The sequence below is a fragment of the Rhizobium sp. WW22 genome, assembly GCF_047041135.1.
Taxonomy (GTDB): Bacteria; Pseudomonadota; Alphaproteobacteria; order Rhizobiales; family Rhizobiaceae; genus Rhizobium.
Genome location: NZ_CP178199.1, coordinates 321,899 through 338,448 on the forward strand (window position 1 = coordinate 321,899; position 16,550 = coordinate 338,448).

At 55.5% G+C, this 16,550-nt stretch carries 17 protein-coding genes and 2 pseudogenes; 9 read left to right on the forward strand and 10 right to left on the reverse strand.

The genetic code is table 11. The features are described from left to right. The first annotated feature begins 223 nt into the window (after positions 1-223). The 3 genes from ACK83U_RS20425 to ACK83U_RS20435 all read left to right on the forward strand — a co-directional run bounded on the left by ACK83U_RS20425 (position 224) and on the right by ACK83U_RS20435 (position 1,527). Entirely contained in the window at positions 224-529 is a 306-nt protein-coding gene (locus ACK83U_RS20425; RefSeq protein WP_112611567.1) for a hypothetical protein, read from the forward strand. Between the two features lie 151 nt (positions 530-680). Further along, positions 681-1,127, forward strand: a complete 447-nt coding sequence (locus ACK83U_RS20430; protein ID WP_112611569.1) for a pyridoxamine 5'-phosphate oxidase family protein — start codon at positions 681-683, stop codon at positions 1,125-1,127. 67 nt (positions 1,128-1,194) lie between these two features. Further along, positions 1,195-1,527 (forward strand): hypothetical protein, encoded by a 333-nt coding sequence (locus ACK83U_RS20435; protein ID WP_112611571.1) that lies wholly within the window; start codon positions 1,195-1,197, stop codon positions 1,525-1,527. 723 nt (positions 1,528-2,250) lie between these two features. On the opposite strand, the pseudogene ACK83U_RS20440 reads toward ACK83U_RS20435, so the two are convergent. The 5 genes and pseudogenes from ACK83U_RS20440 to groL all read right to left on the reverse strand — a co-directional run. After that, positions 2,251-2,400 (reverse strand): annotated as a pseudogene (locus tag ACK83U_RS20440) (enoyl-CoA hydratase); the annotation flags it as partial. A gap of 64 nt (positions 2,401-2,464) precedes the next feature. After that, positions 2,465-2,641, reverse strand: coding sequence for an SDR family oxidoreductase (locus ACK83U_RS20445; protein ID WP_246712272.1), 177 nt, complete (start codon positions 2,639-2,641; stop codon positions 2,465-2,467). A 109-nt stretch (positions 2,642-2,750) separates the two neighbouring features. Next, the gene (locus ACK83U_RS20450; protein ID WP_112611575.1) at positions 2,751-3,110 is read right to left on the reverse strand and encodes a hypothetical protein; all 360 of its coding nucleotides are present in this window, start codon (positions 3,108-3,110) and stop codon (positions 2,751-2,753) included. Positions 3,111-3,329: 219 nt separating this feature from the next. Next, positions 3,330-3,698, reverse strand: coding sequence for an SPW repeat protein (locus tag ACK83U_RS20455; RefSeq protein ID WP_162708141.1), 369 nt, complete (start codon positions 3,696-3,698; stop codon positions 3,330-3,332). A 250-nt stretch (positions 3,699-3,948) separates the two neighbouring features. Further along, positions 3,949-5,568 carry a chaperonin GroEL gene (groL, locus tag ACK83U_RS20460; protein WP_112611579.1) on the reverse strand — a complete coding sequence of 540 codons (1,620 nt, stop codon included), beginning with the start codon at positions 5,566-5,568 and terminating at the stop codon, positions 3,949-3,951. Between the two features lie 838 nt (positions 5,569-6,406). Between groL and ACK83U_RS20465 the strand changes: the two genes are divergently transcribed. Beyond that, positions 6,407-6,958, forward strand: a complete 552-nt coding sequence (locus ACK83U_RS20465) for a GAF domain-containing protein (protein ID WP_112611581.1) — start codon at positions 6,407-6,409, stop codon at positions 6,956-6,958. 423 nt (positions 6,959-7,381) lie between these two features. Here the strand turns inward: ACK83U_RS20465 and ACK83U_RS20470 are convergent, their stop codons facing one another. Further along, positions 7,382-8,815 carry a trypsin-like peptidase domain-containing protein gene (locus ACK83U_RS20470; protein ID WP_112611583.1) on the reverse strand — a complete coding sequence of 478 codons (1,434 nt, stop codon included), beginning with the start codon at positions 8,813-8,815 and terminating at the stop codon, positions 7,382-7,384. A gap of 201 nt (positions 8,816-9,016) precedes the next feature. On the opposite strand from ACK83U_RS20470, the gene ACK83U_RS20475 reads away from it, so the two are divergent. After that, positions 9,017-9,541, forward strand: a complete 525-nt coding sequence (locus ACK83U_RS20475; RefSeq protein ID WP_112611585.1) for a universal stress protein — start codon at positions 9,017-9,019, stop codon at positions 9,539-9,541. Between the two features lie 75 nt (positions 9,542-9,616). On the opposite strand, the gene ACK83U_RS20480 is transcribed toward ACK83U_RS20475, so the two are convergent. The 3 genes from ACK83U_RS20480 to ACK83U_RS20490 all read right to left on the reverse strand — a co-directional run bounded on the left by ACK83U_RS20480 (position 9,617) and on the right by ACK83U_RS20490 (position 11,725). Next, positions 9,617-10,054 carry a DUF3775 domain-containing protein gene (locus ACK83U_RS20480; RefSeq protein ID WP_112611587.1) on the reverse strand — a complete coding sequence of 146 codons (438 nt, stop codon included), beginning with the start codon at positions 10,052-10,054 and terminating at the stop codon, positions 9,617-9,619. Positions 10,055-10,128: 74 nt separating this feature from the next. Further along, positions 10,129-10,779 carry a BON domain-containing protein gene (locus ACK83U_RS20485; protein ID WP_112611589.1) on the reverse strand — a complete coding sequence of 217 codons (651 nt, stop codon included), beginning with the start codon at positions 10,777-10,779 and terminating at the stop codon, positions 10,129-10,131. Positions 10,780-10,855: 76 nt separating this feature from the next. Next, entirely contained in the window at positions 10,856-11,725 is an 870-nt protein-coding gene (locus tag ACK83U_RS20490; protein ID WP_412474982.1) for a 3'(2'),5'-bisphosphate nucleotidase CysQ, read from the reverse strand. A 113-nt stretch (positions 11,726-11,838) separates the two neighbouring features. Here ACK83U_RS20490 and ACK83U_RS20495 point away from each other — a divergent pair, with 113 nt between their 5' ends. The 3 genes and pseudogenes from ACK83U_RS20495 to ACK83U_RS20505 all read left to right on the forward strand — a co-directional run bounded on the left by ACK83U_RS20495 (position 11,839) and on the right by ACK83U_RS20505 (position 14,192). After that, positions 11,839-13,395 carry an AAA family ATPase gene (locus ACK83U_RS20495; RefSeq protein WP_112611593.1) on the forward strand — a complete coding sequence of 519 codons (1,557 nt, stop codon included), beginning with the start codon at positions 11,839-11,841 and terminating at the stop codon, positions 13,393-13,395. Positions 13,396-13,564: 169 nt separating this feature from the next. Next, a pseudogene (locus tag ACK83U_RS20500) lies at positions 13,565-13,903 on the forward strand (DUF932 domain-containing protein); the annotation flags it as partial. Beyond that, positions 13,893-14,192 (forward strand): putative quinol monooxygenase, encoded by a 300-nt coding sequence (locus tag ACK83U_RS20505; protein ID WP_412474983.1) that lies wholly within the window; start codon positions 13,893-13,895, stop codon positions 14,190-14,192. The pseudogene ACK83U_RS20500 and the gene ACK83U_RS20505, both read left to right, overlap by 11 nt. A gap of 377 nt (positions 14,193-14,569) precedes the next feature. Here ACK83U_RS20505 and ACK83U_RS20510 read toward each other — a convergent pair whose 3' ends face one another. Next, the gene (locus tag ACK83U_RS20510; RefSeq protein WP_112611597.1) at positions 14,570-15,448 is read right to left on the reverse strand and encodes a DUF4118 domain-containing protein; all 879 of its coding nucleotides are present in this window, start codon (positions 15,446-15,448) and stop codon (positions 14,570-14,572) included. Between the two features lie 398 nt (positions 15,449-15,846). On the opposite strand from ACK83U_RS20510, the gene ACK83U_RS20515 reads away from it, so the two are divergent. After that, positions 15,847-16,113, forward strand: coding sequence for a hypothetical protein (locus ACK83U_RS20515; protein WP_112611599.1), 267 nt, complete (start codon positions 15,847-15,849; stop codon positions 16,111-16,113). Positions 16,114-16,550 lie beyond the last annotated feature (437 nt).

Genomic DNA, 16,550 nt, shown 5'->3' on the forward strand with positions numbered 1-16,550 from the left:
ATCAACCCGTTGCAGAGGGAAATCCAATACGCACAAGAATGGCGCGGAATTCTTCGACGCCATGCAGAACGGCCGTCTTGTGGTCGACGCGGAACGTTACTATCGAGCCAAGTACGGCGTACAGTCAGGCGGAGTCTTTGGAGCGCGGATATTGATTTACCTCAATGCACCGATGCGACAGCCGAACTATCGTAAGACGGTTCGATAGGTGAGGAGCAATGCCATGCTTAGAGCAAAGCGCGATAAATTCGGGGGCGCGGCCGGTAGCGCCGTCCCCGCCTTGGGTGAAATCGGCGGTCGAGCCTTCGTTCTTCAAGCAGTGGCAACCGCTGCTCTAACGCGGCTTCTAAGACGCTGCGACGTGGATGGTCAAACCGACCTCCTAGAGGCACTCCGGCGCGCAATCGAGAGGAAAGTTCGACAGGCGAAAATGCCGGAAGCCCAGATTCCGGCTGTGTCGGAATACGCGCAAGAATTGTTTGAAGAGGCGCAGGAGCGGGCGAACAAAAGTCCAGCTGCAGAGCAATGAGATTCAAGGCAACAGTCTGTCATTGTGGAAGCCATTCGCAGTGATGGTCATTCGCAATCTCTACCTAAACTTCGGTTATCGAGACGCTTAGTGCCGGACCTATCTTATCGTCTTATTGATAGAATATCCGCTGTGCCGATGAGGAATAGCTATGAACATCCAAGAGATGCCGTATCATGATTGCATTTTCCTCCTAAGAAAACAATGGCTTGCGAGGCTGGCCTGCGCGAATGCGAATATCCCTTATATCGTCCCTATTCAATATGCGTGCGCTGGTGACAGGCTGTACGCTTTTACTTTGCCAGGCAAGAAGCTGGATATCATGAGAGAGAATCCGAATGTTTGTGTTCAAATTGACCAGCTTAAAAGCAAACACTCTTGGAAAAGCGTGGTTATCGATGCGAAATTCGTCGAGCTCGATGGAGATGAGTCTCGTGAAGAAAGGCATCGCGCCTGGGGCCTGTTAGCGCAACACCTTGATTGGTGGGAGCCCGGCGCTTTGAAGCCGGCGCCCCGATTGGGCGATACCGCATCAAAGACACACACTTTCTTTGCTCTCGATATGATTGACGTCAGTGGGCGCGCCACAGCGAACTAGGAGACCAGCGGCTTATCAGGGCGAGGAGAGCAAAAGTCGGTTACGTCTCATCATAAGGATTTTCGGCATGCGAAAAATCGAAGGTAAAAATTCAAATGACAAAGGCAATGCGATGGCGCCTTCGATTGAGGAAATCGAAGCTCGGTTACTCGTTCTTGAGCTCGTAGCTTTGAGTTCCGTGACAAGATTGCTTCGCCTTCACGACGAGCGGGAAAAAGCAGGCTTAATCGCGCAGATTCTGCGCGACATCGAAATTAAAGGCCGCAGATCCGGGCTTCATTTCAGAGATATAATCGATGCGCAAAGCTATGCTGAAGATTTGCTGAGGGATGCTCAGGTTCAGGCGGACAGCCTTGATAACATTAAGCATGCATACCTCAAATCAGACATGGATGAGTAAACGCTGGCGAACCGGGCGGCTCCGTCGCTTTGTGGTGGGTCCGGAATTACGTAGCTGGGTCGTCCGGAAAAAGCAGAATCGTTTGCTTTTACGTACAGCAAGGCGATGAGTGGATCTCTCCAGTAATGGGTGGCCTATCGTGTATGTAATTGCGGCCATCTGCAAAGGCCGATTCCGCGTTGAACACTGATGGTTGCGAGACAGCCCACCGATTGCAAAGCTATAGCGCGCGCCAGCAACGGATGCGGAGAAGCGGCAGATTTGAAAGTCCACGTTATTGTGCTGACCGTATGGTGAGCCTCGGTGCAGGATCTGGCCGTGTTGGCAGTCTATGGTGAAATGCACCATCGTCACGCGATTTGATCCACATCAATGAAGAACGGCTTAGAAGAGTGTTGTCTGGAGTTCCTGCGGGAATCGAGCCGGATCGGATGATGCGAAGCACATGAAGCTTCTCAACGCAATCGACCAAGAAATGAATCTGCATAGGCATCATATTCGGCAGGAAGAGTTTGCCGTCCCTCTGCACTAGCCTTTGGGATCCCCACAGCGATAGAGCAATGGCGGGGCACCTTTAAAGTTGTTCAACTCAATTACAGACCCTTGATCTACCCGCTAAATTTCTGCCAGAGCCAATCGCGGGCAGTCAATCACCCTGCTGCCAAGCAGGAGCGAATCAGGCACGTCTCCTGGGAGGTCACTTTGCAATCCCAAGGAGACGCCTCAAGCTAGGCTTTTGGTTCGTTCGAGACCGACAAGCTTGGCCAGGGCTGCAGATGCAAGGCGGACTTTCAGTGAATCGGCCCGGCTGGTGAGGATGATCGGTACACGGGCCCCGAGCACGAGGCCGGCGGCATCCGCCCCTGCCAGGTAGTCCGGCTCGTTAACTCTGGGAAAACGACGACATGGTACGGTCTGGGAATATGTGCTTCCCGGGTTAGACTGTGATATATCTGCCGCCATTGATCGACAGAGTTTCACCGTTAATAAAGCCGGCCTCGTCCGACGCAAGGAAGACCATGCCGCGGGCAATTTCCTCAGGCAAAGCGAGTTGTTTGACCGAAACGGCATCAACGATCGCTTTCAGGATATCGGGCCGCACGGCCGCGACCATTGCAATCTCCGTGTAGCCCGGTGCGATGGCGTTGACCGTAATGCCACGTGAGGCGTGTTAAAGAGGCAAAGGCGCGCCTCTGTGTGTGACCATGCTCACGGCTGCAGTTTTAAGCATTTTTGGTCTCCTCTCGCACAATGCCGGCGGTGTCCGACGCAAATCGCGCGTTAATCGCCAAGGTCTTGCTGACCTCTTTCGCATAGTCCGAAACCGCATCGCGCCAATAGTCGCCGATGACATCCAGGGTATCATTGGTTTTTTCCGCAGCTATGACGTCATCCATCAGTTTGATGTCGCGCTGAAAACGGTGCTGAAGAAATGATAGGCCTTCGATCTGATAGCGAAGCATAGCTTTCGCTATCGTTGTCGGCATCTTCAATGCGGACTCAGTAAGGTTGTTGCCACCGCTCAAGGCGAGAAATGGCGCCATCGGAAGTTCGAAAGCTGACTGTAGAACTTGTTTCTGCATGACATGTTTTCTCCATTGAACAGATAAATGCCTACCGCGTCGAACGGGAAAACACTTTGATCAAGGTCAATAGTCCACTCAGTCGGGGGCCTGGGATTGTGGCTACCGCAGTGAATGGAAGGCCTTCTAAACGTCCGGTCGTCGGTGCCGCGCCCCGGTAAGGTGCGGATGCGCGCCATCTGCTTCGATAGGCAAGTACACAAGCTCGAAGATGATCCCTCATTCTTGCCAGTCGCGTCCAATCTTCGGGCGCCTTGAGGCAAAGGCCAGACCGCTTATTATGATAAGAACCATTCCGCCCAGCACAAAGCTGTAGGTGAAGGGAATGTTGTCACTGAATTCCAGGATCCAAGGAATTAAAAGGAGCACCATGCCTATCAAGACCTTCACCCAATCGGTCCAGGTCTCCGGATCAAGAATTCCGGATATTGAGACGATCGCAAGTGCCAGTCCGGCGGCCGATCCGGCAATCTCTATCATCGTCGACGCCGAAGTCGGAGGGAGGAAATAGGGAACGAGCCAAGGGGCTGTGAGTATATAGATACCAAGGATGAGACTTAGCCAGTTTTGCCAACGTGGTTCATTCATCGTAATCTCCATCGCTAGAGCTAAGTCATCATAAAGCATACGCTATTGGTGTAATTTGAGTTGAATCAAATACCGGCCCGCTATGCTTTGGTTTATAGGAGATAGAATATTCTCCCCAACGAAGGTCACCCGACCGTTGAGCCCATATCGCAATAAGGGATTAGTGTCGGTCCGCCGCCACGAGACGCTCGTCCGACCGTCAGAAACAAGCGCGCAGCCAAAAGGCACGGTCGGCGGCCTCGCCTCTACTCTATATCTCCATCGACGGCGCAACCGGCTGTTGGACCGGTTCCGGAATTTCCGTCATTGTTGCCTCGGTTAGCAGCAGTATGCTTGCAACAGAGACCGCGTTCTCCAGTGCGACGCGGACGACTTTAGTTGGGTCGATGATGCCCTCCTGCAGGAGATCGACGTAGCGATTGCGCGCCGCATCAAAGCCGACCGCGCCCTCGCTTTCGAGCATCCTGGCAACGACGACCCCGCCGTCCACGGCCGAGTTTTCGGCGATCTGCCGCGCTGGAACTTCGAGCGAACGCTTCAGGATTTGAACGCCCGTCCGCTCATCCCCGTTGCAGAGCTCTTCTTCTTCGGTCACGGCTTTTATGCATCGCAGCAGCGCGAGGCCACCGCCTGGAACTATACCTTCCTCGACAGCAGCCTTGGTGGCATTGATCGCATCATCGAAGGCGTCCTTCTTGGATTTAACCTCCGCTTCCGAAGGGGCGCCTACACGAATGACGGCCACGCCGCCGGACAGTTTGGCAAGCCGCTCCTGCAGTTTCTCCTTGTCATAGTCGCTGGTCGTCGTTTCGATCTCTTTGCGGATCTGGTCGCTGCGCCCCTTGATGGCCTGTTGCGTGCCGCCACCGCCGATGATCGTCGTCGTATCCTTGTCGATGACGATACGCGCTGCCGTGCCGAGTTGCTCCAGGGTGACCTTGTCGAGCTTGAAGCCGAGATCTTCGGAGATGAGCTGAGCTCCGGTCAGGATCGCCAGATCCTGGAGCATCGCCTTGCGGCGATCACCGAAGCCGGGAGCCTTGACTGCGCAGTTTCGGAAGGTTCCGCGGATCTGATTGACGATCAGGGTGGCAAGTGCCTCGCCCTCTACGTCCTCGGCTATAACGAGAAGCGGCCTGCCGGATTTAGCGATTTCCTCTAGCAAACCGACCAGATCGCCGAGTGCGGAGATCTTCCGGTCGAAAATCAGAATTCGGGCATCTTCCAGAACGGTCTCCATCTTTTCAGAATCCGTCGCGAAATAGGGTGAGATGTAGCCGCGGTCGAACTGCATTCCGTCGACTAGGTCGAGACGGGTTTCCATTGTCTTCGATTCCTCGACGGTGATTACGCCTTCCTTGCCGACCTTCGCCATCGCTTCGGCGACGAGCTTGCCAATGGCTTCGTCGTTGTGAGCGGAGATGGCTGCGACCTGCTGCATCTCCTTGTCTGTCGTTACCGGTTTGGACATATCGTGCAGCGCCTTGACGGTCCGGCTGGACGCGCGGTCGAGACCGCGTTTGAGGTCGATGGCGCTGGCGCCAGCGACCACGTTTCGATGGCCGTCTGCCAGGATTGCATGAGCAAGTACCGTCGACGTGCTCGTTCCATCTCCGACCATTTCCCCTGTTTTCTCGGCAGCAGCGCGCAGCATGCGGGCGCCGAGATCTTCCTCTGGGTCTTTCAGATCGAATTCTTTGGCGATCGTCACCCCATCGTTGCAGACGATTGGAGGCCCCCATTTCCTTTGGATCAGGACCGACTTGGAGCGTGGACCGAGCGTGATGCGGACCGCATCGGTAAGCCTGGTTGCGCCTTGAAGAACCTTGCCCCTGGCTTCCGCATGGTAAAAAACTTGCTTGTGTGCCATTTTCGTCTCCCGAAGTGATCCTGAGATCCGCCTGGTGGCCGATCAACATTCTCATTGACACAGATTGGCTCGAATGAATTTGACCGGTGTCAACGAGTACATCGACAGAAAGGGAAGGGCAGAGGAAGATTGATCTTCATCAGTGAGCGCTTGCCTACCTTGCCTAAACGTTTGCACCGATATCGCTTATTCGAAGCAGAGCGTCTAAGCGCAGGGCCGGGCGACGAGAGCAGGATCTGCCACTTTACGGGCACCAGTCATCAATGTGAGGATGCGGCATCCGGACGAACCTTATGTGGTGCGGGATTGCGAACGTGCTGATGACACTACCTAGGCCCCGGTATGTGGCGCAAGAATGTCGATGACTATGGCTGGCGAGACGAGCAACCTCACTTTGGGCACTCCTCTTCCACTCGCATCGCTGGCATCTATCAAATATTTTTCGCTGTGAAAATGCGGCGCTGTAGCAGAGACTATAGCGACTATATGGCAATGCCCGTTGTGGTCGGTGACTGTGACAATAAAAGTCCCATTTAACGTGTCAGTTATTCTGATAGCAACCCATATAAGGATCGTTCGAATATCGCGATAATATTCCAACTTTGAGCATTAGTATTTTTGATTTCCTCTTTTTTTATCAATTAGTGGTAGAGGATATGCTAGTAGCTATGAAATTTTAAATCGTTTTCAGCTGTACATGTGACATTGGCGAGCGTAGGCTGTCTCGCCTTTGACAAAAGCTGCGCGGTAGGAGCGGATGCGACGCTTCATAGCTCGCCAGAACATTGAGCGATTTGAGCGGCTGCTTGATGGAGAATTAGGCAGTCGCGAACGCCGAATGTTTGAACAACTGCTGGCTGAAGCGCGCAATGAGCTGAGTTGGCTGGAGAATATCTGGTCGCGAACTTGTCCACATCTTACTGTTCCCGCTTCTATCGGGACTGAGGCTGAAACATATCTCGATCACGTTGTGATGGTCCGACACGCCAACTTCGGAAGCCTACAGGCGTTTGATGCTGCTGAGGGCAACCTCTATCTCATTGCCCATCACAACTTCGATCGCGCTTCGGTCGAACAATTTGCAAGAGTGAAGAAGCGAGACGCAGCGCCTTGCGAAGAGGCTCACAATTTACAAGCTTCGGCTTTCATTGAAGATATCGAGGAAGCCGACGTGTTTCCCACTTTGAAAAATTGGGCTCGCAGGATCGGTATTCGTGCGATCCAGACAACATCGATATTCGATCATTCGGGAAGGCTAATTGGCGCATTTTCCACGTATTACGCAAATCCTCATTCCTTTTCGGGCGAGGAAAGGGAAGCGACCTCTGTTAGTTCGCAGCAGTTCAGATCTTTGCTCATTGCTATGCAACGAACATGGCATCCTTGCTAATGGGTACAGGGCTCGTATCCGGATGCGGCCGCGCGCGCTTGGAATCAGCTGCTTATTTTATTGCTCAGTTGTAAAATATTTTGGCGGTCACTAGCGGTCGGGCGGGGCATTTGTCGCTAATACATCGAAATTGCTGGTACTTTCTTTCAATCCGCAATTTGCGGCCAAACTCGGAGCGTCATCCACTCTGCCCGAAATCTCCCCCCGCGCGATCAAGTGGAAGGCCGATGAGGATACCGATAGCGAGGGCGACGCCCAGGCGCTGGAATGCCTCGATTGTAGTCATCGTAACAACCATGTTGCTGACCTCGTTTGGCAGCGCCCGCCGTTAGCGCGGAGTACCGTGTCGCAGGATTGGCTGCGCCTGGAAAGAAGCAGACCAACGTTCCGGCCACATCAGGCACATGCCAAATTCTCAGATCCTCATTTCACGATGAGAAAACGCCGATGGCCGTCCCGAAAAATTCCAAGCAGCACCAAAGTTTTCTGTTTCTGAGCTAGCTCGGCAACCATCTGAGGCGTCGGGGTAGGCTGCTGATTAACACTGATGATCACATCGCCGGGTGTCAGTCCGGCTGCCGCGGCCTTGCTACCATCGTTCAAGGCCGACACCAACGCCCCTTCCACTTTGCCGTAGGCATCGAAATCCGATCCGAGCTTGTCGAGCGTAACACTCTCCAGCAGTCCCCTTCCTTCGATTTCGGCCGGAGTAGGCAACTGGTCTTCTGGAAGCGTCGCGCTAAGCGTGGCGTCGAGATCCACCTTGCCGGTCGGACGAAGCAATGACAGCTTTACTAAAGTTTTCGGGAGGTAAGACGATATCCTCGCATGCAGTTCGCCGGCATTTTTGATCGGGGAATCGTTGACGGCGATGATGACATCCCCGGGTTTAATTCCCGCGGCTGCCCCAGCTGATCCGGAAATGACATCGTTGACCAAGGCCCCGGTTGACATATTGACCCCCAGGGCTTTCTCGAAGTCGGCATTATTGTCCTGCACCAGGACGCCGAGTCGTCCGCGACGAATTTCGCCGTGAGCGATCAACTGTTGCACGATTCCTCTTGCCGTATTGCTTGGGATGGCAAAGCCGATGCCGATATTGCTACCTGAGGGAGCGATGATGGCGCTGTTGATGCCGACAAGTTCGCCATCGAGATTGACGAGGGCGCCGCCAGAGTTGCCCGGAACGAGCGAAGCATCGGTCTGAATGATGTCCTGATCGCCTTCTACTCCAAGCTCGGCTCTGCCAAGCGCACTGACGATCCCGAATGTGACGGTCTGGCCAAGGCCAAAGGGATTTCCGATGGCGGCGACATAGTCCCCGACCCGCAATTTGGCCGAATCGCCGAGATGCGCGGCGATCAGCCCCGGTGCCTTGATCTGTATGATGGCAATATCTGTCTCCCGATCGGCGCCGACCACCGTGCTGTCATAGGTGGAGCCGTCGGCAAGCATGACGTTGATATCGACCGCGTTTTCAATCACGTGGTTGTTCGTCAGAATGTATCCGTTGACCGCATCGACGATTACGCCGGCTGCAACCGCCTGGGAAATGTGCATCACCGGTGCTGCCTCGCGGGAGGCGCTCTTCGATCGCTCTTCTTGAGGCACAATCAGCAAGCCCTCGCCGCTCGGCGTTTGTTCCGAGCGGACCGTGATGCTGACGACACTTGGCATGACCATCTGTAGCATCGGTGCCAGGGAAGGCTGCAAAGGCGTAGCTGTAGCTTGATGAGAAACGGGAAAGAACACCAAAACAGGTAAAATGGCTGCGATGAGGCAGCGACTTCGGAAGTTTTGAAGATCGCTGATAAAGGCGGATAACGCCCATGCTTGTGTTGCCAGAAACCCGGACATTCCTGCCGTCCCTTCTTAAAAAATTGAAAGATGACGTCGAACAGCGAGATACGCATTGATCAGGCGCAAAGATCTTTCATTAAAAGAGCCAGCGGAACGTTCGTCTCTTTTGATCTTCCTCAATGCATTGTTTGTGTTCCGATGCGTTATTCTTGCTATCGTCCAATAATCGTTGCCGCTAGCTGATCAGGGGGAAATGATATGTCGAGGAAAATTGTGATTGCCACGGATGGTTCGCTTTATGCGCAGAAGGCGGTCGAAATCGGCGCCGAACTTGCCAATGGGCGGGATGCAGAGGTTCATTTGGTGCATGTCATGCTGTCCGGTGAGCTCGATGCTGATCTTCAGCGCATGATCGAGGTCGAGCATCTCGATGGTTTGACGATTCAAGCGGAGCCCGAGGTTCCGTCGGTCTCAGCGCTGGGTTTTCCAATAGTTTTTCCAATGAAGGATCTTGGTGAGTCCTATCGGGCAATACAGGCTATCGGGACAGATATTCTCAAACGTGCCAAGTCTGTGGTTAGCGCGCATGGTGTCGATCGTGTCTCGACCCATCTTTTGGATGGGGATCCGGTCGAGGAAATCATGACCGTGATCGATCGAGAACATCCCGATCTTGTCGTCTGTGGCGCGAGAGGCCTCTCAAGCCTGTCGCAGCTCGTTCTCGGTAGCGTATCGACCAAAATTGCCCAGCATTGTTCCGCGACTTGCATCACCGTGCATTGATGCCGCCTATGCGGCTCCGGCGATGAGTGATCGTGAGCACCCGGCGCGCTTATGATTGATTATTCCATGCGATCGTTAGAGATGCCCGTTTTCTATCGCCTGACAGGATTCGCCGAACATAGACAGAGCTTCCTCGAGATAATCACCTAGCAATGGGGTGCCGAGAAGATAGGCGGCCGTGTGGTTATTTTGCGCTTCCATCGCTGCGCTGCGTATGTCCGGCCAATCGGACACGGTGCCATCGCCGCGACCGAGCCAGACAAGAGCAACGAGATCGATCTTCTCGTCAACGTTGAGCGCCCAAATTGCGCTACGGAGTTCCTCTTGAACCGGATCGTCGCTTCTATCCTCCAGCACGTCGATCATACCGTCGTCCGCGGGATTGGAGGAGGAAGCCCAGTCGCTCGGAGCATCCTTGGCGTCGAACTGGCGTGCCTTGAGGATAAAGTAGCAGACTTTTTCAGGCGTTATCGTCATCGGCCAAACCGGCCGATCATCATCAATCTTCTTCATCGCGGTTCTCCGGTTGTTGGTTAAAGCGGGACAGTCGCCGGGCAGCTAATGGAAAAGCTGCCCGGCGATCGGCCTTAGTAGCCGACCAAAAGGCGGTCCTCGACGCTGCGCACACCCGGAGCCGACCATGCGGCATGTTCCGCAGCCTGTCGCTCCGACCATGTCTTCACCTTGCCTTGTAGCGTGACCTTGCCGTCGGCGACGTTGATATTGATGGCTTTCGCTTCAATCTCGGCGTCGCGTCGGAAGGCATCTTCGATGCGCTTCTTGACGTCCACCGAGCTGGCGTGTGGAGTGACTTCGATCATGTTCGATACGCCCACAACACCGGACAGATCGCGGACCGCGTCGGCGGCCGCTGTCTTTTGATATTGCCACTCAACTCGACCGTTCAGCGTAATCCAACCATTCTGGACCTTGACCTGAACCGCATCCTTCGGAACGGTGACATGCCAGCCAAGCGTGTTGACCGCGCGTTTTGCAATTTCGTCATCCGCAGTATTGTGGGTGCCTGCCGGCCGCACTTCGATCTCCTGTGCAATAGCCTTCACACCCTTGATACGGCGTGTCGTCCGCTCGGCGGCTTCCTTCTCGGCATAGGTGGAAACATGGCCCGTAAGGGTAATCACGCCGTTCTCCGCAGCGACGCCAATATTTGCGGCATCGATGCTGGGATCGAATTCCAGTTCATCGAGAACTAGTTGACGAAGAGTGATGTTGTCCATGAGATGATCTCCTCTGTTGATATCTCAACGAGGGAACACTACGGGGCAGCGCTGCTTTGACATTGACCTAGCTCAATTATCGATTCTCGGTTCTATCCTCGAAAGGGATCGTCTTTTGTGCGGTCTCAATCCATTGCGCCAACTGCGGTGTTCGGCCCGCAACGAAACCATCAATCTTGAGCGTCCGAGACCTTGCCTCCAGCAGCGGCGATCCGTCTGTTCGCCGCACGAAACCTCCGGCTGCTTCGACAAGAGCTATCCCGGCCGCACAATCCCATAGCATCGTCGGTGAGAGCCTGATGTAGGCGTCGGCCTCCGCCGCGGCGATCAAGGCGAATTTGAGCGAGGAGCCAACTTCGCGCACGGTGCGCGGCCGCAAAGCGGCAAGTAGATCCTTCGTCTGTCGGTCAAGGTGGGAGCGGCTGACGAGGACGATCGGCTGTCTCGGCGGGACGGTTTGCTTGCCAAGATTGCGTCGCCGCCCGTCGGGAGTTTCTTCGAACGCATATCCGCTGCCATAGGAAAAGAAGAGCCGCCCGCGGGCTGGCGCATGGATCAATCCGGCCGTGGCATGGCCATTTTCGATCAATGCTATATTGACCGTAAACTCGTCCCGCCCGCGAATATATTCTTTCGTTCCATCGAGAGGATCGATCACGAAGGCGACAGTATTCAAAGCCGTCGTTGCCGAGCTTTCATCCTCCTCGCTGAGGATCGGGATTGTCTTTGACAAGGCCCTGCAGGCTCCGCACAAGATGTCATGACTGGCGAGATCGGCAATTGTAACAGGGGATCCATCCGACTTGCTGCGCGGCGCAAGCTCACTTTTCTGAAGAGAGTGTACGACGGCCCCGGCCTTTCGGATGATCGGTATCAGGGCTTCGACCAGCTTCTGCCGTGAAGAGAGGTTCATTGCTCGTATCTCCGCGCGCCGCCCCTGTGCCATCTGTTTAGTGTGTTTAGCGCGGCTAGCATCCCCGCATCATTGATACGTATCAATGATGCGGGGAACCAATGGAGGCATATATGTCCCATTGGAACAACGGTTAGGGCAGCCAAATGATTGCCGAAGATCAGCTCGAGGTCATTGCCTTTCTGGAGCGCACGCTGTCCCGAAAGGGCGAGCCGCCGCAGATGATGGAGACGCACATTTCGCGTATATTCCTGTCGGGCGATCGCGCCTACAAGATGAAGCGGGCGGTGCTTTTGCCCTATGTAGACTTCTCCACCGTGGAGAAGAGGCAGGCTGCATGCCTGAAGGAAGTGGAACTGAACGGTCCGACGGCACCGGGAATCTATCTCGGCGTTCGTAAGATAACGCGAGCAGACGACGGAATTCTAAATTTCGACGGTGAGGGCCGTGTAATCGACGCAGTGGTCGAGATGCGACGCTTTGACCAGTCGCAGTTGCTTGATCAGGTTGCTCAGTCGGGTGGACTGACATCCGCGATGATGACGGCACTCGCTGGCGCAGTCGTGCAGTTCCATCGCCAGGCGCCGGTCATTCACGACCGCGGGGGAGCGGCCAATATGGAGGCTGTGCTCAGAGTCAATGAAGCGGGTTTCGCGACGAGCCACATTTTCACACAGCGGGAAGTTCAGGAGCTGACGGCTCTCTTCCGTCAGCGGCTTACTGCGCTTGCTATCTGCCTGGATAAACGAGCTACGGCTGGAAAGATCAGACGCTGCCACGGCGATCTGCACCTGCGCAACATATTTCTGCTTGATGGCCGCCCTTGTCTATTCGATTGCATTGAGTTCAATGACGAACTGGCAACGATCGATATTCTGTATGATCTTGCGTTCCTGCTGATGGATCTCTGGCATCGGGGATATGCCGACTTTGCCAATCTCGTCATGAATCGATACCTCGACGAAACCGGCGAAGATGACGGCTTTGTCGCGTTGCCATTTTTCATGGCGATGCGAGCCGCTGTGCGCGCGCATGTCGTTGCTACGCAGGCGGAAGAGGCAGGCGGCGGGGCGCCGATGCTTGTGTCAGAGGCGCGGTCGTACTTCGCGCTTGCTCACTCTCTGCTGCAACCACCCAAAGCGGATCTCATAGCTCTTGGAGGTTTTAGTGGGTCGGGCAAGTCCACGCTCGCCGAGGCCCTGGCACCGCGCATTGGGTTGCCGCCGGGAGCGCGCATCATCGAGAGTGATCGCATCCGCAAGTCCATGCATGGCGTTCCCCCCGAAACGCATCTGCCTCAGAATGCCTACCGTCCCGAGGTCTCCGTCAGGGTCTACCAGGAGATATCATGGCGTGCGCGGCTCATTCTTGCGCGGGATGGTGCTGTGGTCGCCGATGCCGTCTTTGATAAGGCCGGCAACCGCGAGCTAGTCGAGCGAGCGGCTGATGAGAAAGGCTGCCCTTTCTTCGGTTTCTGGCTGGAGGCGGATGCAGCCTTGCTTTGGCAGCGTGTCGCAACACGTACAGGCGGTTCTTCGGATGCGACGCTCGATGTGCTGGCAGGCCAGCTTTCGAAGGACAGAACTTCAATCGGCTGGACGAAGCTGGATGCAGCGCGTCGGCCCGGCGAGCTGGTCGAGGAAATATTACGCCAAATTGCAATCGGAGATGCAGAATTCGTTTCAATGACGGAAGGCATCTGAGCCTTGCCGCAAGCTGGTTCCGTTTCCGGTACCTCGACGTGGTTCAGCCAGAAACGTCTGCGGGGATATCCAGCAACGCCCCTTTTTAGAGTGAGGGGGCGGATTGACTTTCCCGTGACAGGTTGAAGGCCGGGAGATTGGTTTCTGGCGGCCGTCATGGAGATAACCCGTGAACGAACTAGAAATTCTGGATGCATTCTCCGACGGGCGAGGCGGCTACAAGGTGGATGTGAGCCGTGGTCGACGCATCGGCCGCGTTTCGTCAGAGTGGTTCTCGCGGCCGGCCAACGAGCGTTTTCCGTCCCCATTGGATCTCTATACCGCCGTTCGCAGCCGGACCCGGACGATGGAGAGCGCGACGATTCGCGTAGAGGCTAGCCGCAACGACGCAGAGTGCCTGGCGCTGATGCTGCCCGGCTAGGAGACACCAATCATGCTGACGCACTGGAGTTTCGGCCAACTTCACAGCTTGGTCGGAGCCCCTGCGGCCTATCTCCGTGAGCCTCCAATACGGGCTGGCCGAGGCAAAGCCAGGCAAGGAAGAGGCGGTCGCCGAATTTCTGCGTTCAGCCATCCCGCTGGTCAATGCCGAGCTCGGCACGATTTCCTGGTATGCGATACAGGAGGGCCTAAGTTCGCTTGCAATCTTTGATACGTTCGATGATGAGGACGGAAGGGATGCCCACTTAAACGGCCAAGTCTCTGCGGCCTTGATGGCAAAGGCAGAGGCAGGCGACCTGTTCGCTAAGCCGCCGCAAATACACAAGCTGTCTATCCTGGCGAATAAGCGGTCATAAGCTTCGCGCTATCAGCGCGATCCGGTCGGGCAAAAATTGCGCGCTTTGTCTCAGCTGAGAAGTGAGCTTGGCGTCAGAATCACTTGGTGCCCGAAACTGGCGTCGAGAGACTTCATTCCCAAAAACTTCAGTCGTCAGTCACGACTGTCGTGTGCCCACCACGTTCTTCAACTGGACGATATCCCATCAGCTTCGGGCAGTGCAGCCATCTTTCCACCACCGCTCATGGCCAGCGGAACGTTTCCGTGGCTGATCGCGGCGCCTTCTAGACGCCCCTGCGCTACACATTGTGGGCCAGCCGAAGCAGGGCGTCCGTCCGGACGCGCGCAAAGTTGGCGGTGGTGATTTGCAGAACCTACGTTCTGCGACGGATCGCTTTATCTTTCCCGATGTGAGGACCGAGCATCGTGACTGACTGGGGAATGCCGACGGTAAAGCGCCAGCGCTAAGATACCCGCAACGATGTCGACTAATGTATCTGGCTCCGATGGACGGTCGTCGGGGTTGAATACGAGCCCGATGACAGCATCCTGGCCCACCGCCGTTATCACGGGCCAAAAGTCAAAGCGCGAGTCCAACGCCGGATAAATTCCGGCGCGCGCGGCGGTTCCAGTCGTCAACGATGATCGCGCCGCCTCCAACTCGCCCTCCTGGGGCTCCACGCCGCCAACTCTATTGACGGAAACCACCTCGCCCCCCGTTACGAATATCACGGCGACGGGAACTTGGAACAGCGCTGCAAGCGCTTGGGACGTGATTGAAATGATGGCCTCCGTATTGTCGGCCGCCACGACGTCGCGGCTGTAGCCTTGCAGCACAATCGTCTGCCGTCTCAAGTGTGCCGCATCGGTCGCCCTTCGCCCGGAGGTATGGGCAACGCCACTCACGATAAGTCCGACGACAAAAAGCAGTCCGATCGCCCAGATGTTTGCCGGGTCGTCGACGGCCAGTGAATAGCGAGGCTCGGTCAGGAAGAAATTGTAGGCGAGCGCACCAAGCACGGCCGAGAAGAGTGAAGGCCCCAAGCTAAAGCCAACACCCGTGATGATCACCGGCACTACAAAAATGAGGGAGAGGTTCGGGATCGTCACCTCGCGGTCGACACCGACAGCCACAAACGTCGCGAGGGTCGTCATTGCAAACGAAGCAAGATAGCCAACGACAGCGGGAGTCTCCAATGGCGGCGAGCCCAGGAGCGGATCGGCATCCGGCTTCGGTGTGATGTCCCGTTGCAGCTTCGAATTAGCACCGGCCATGGGTTCAACTCCTGCCCAATGATTGCCGTCCCGCCGCCCGAGGAGTGCTCGCGGCCACGACAAGCGAACCGAGTATACACCAGTCCATTCGTGCGTGGGCGGCAAGAATCGCAAATTCCACGTATGCCCGGGGTGTTGACGGTTCGAAAATCTTCCTGCCGAACCAGGAAGTGAAACGCGTCGCTCGCAACGAGTAACCGACGGGCAACAAGTAGGCCAACACGCAACCCGGCCGCGGCTCTCAAATACGCCAGAACGCTGCGCGACAGGTTGAACTCCGTCAGCGCCAAGTGTTTGCGCTCGCGGCGCTGGTGTAGAATATTAATTGACGTACATCATAGGAGGAAACTTGCCCGACTGATATGCGATCGCTTACGGAAACCGTTTAGGAGGCGTCCATGATGACGGCTATCCAAATGCGCGAAAGGGCAGATTACTATTTCCGTCGTGCCCGCGATGAGGGTGATGACCAGCATCGCGAGACACTCATCGATCTCGCAATCGACTTTGACAAGATTGCGCTTGATCTTGAAAATTGGGAAAGAGGGAGAGTTTCACCTATTTCGACTTCGAGGAACAAGCAATACCCCCAGGCAAGCTTACTGGGCCTATTCAGGTTTGGATTTCAGCGAGTTACCTTTCTCTACAAAGTTGGGCTGGAATGACCATGTGAGAGCCTTGACAGGACCGCGCCTGCGAATCTGGATTTCGAACCGGTCAGCAAGCTGGCGCGAAGGAATAATGGCGGATCAGGCTGCCCTCATCCGTTGGGATGTCAAAAGTGCCTGTCGATCCTGAGTTTTGAGTTCCGCTTGGCCGCTGGCTACTCCAATAAAAGAACACAAGGGGCAAAATACCTCCATTTGGCGGCGCTCCTTGTGTTTCCGGCAGTACCGCCATTGCGCATCGCCGTGGCTTTTCACGGCCGATGGACCGGTTGGATTGTCACGAAGCTGGATCGGCTCGGCCGAGACGCCATCGATGTCGGCACCACGGTAAGGACGTTGTCTTTGGTTGACAAAAACCGCGTACGATTTGGAGCCGTATTTCCTCCGCCCATCTACCGAAGCGCCTGCGCCTTGATGGCTGATTTTGGATAACG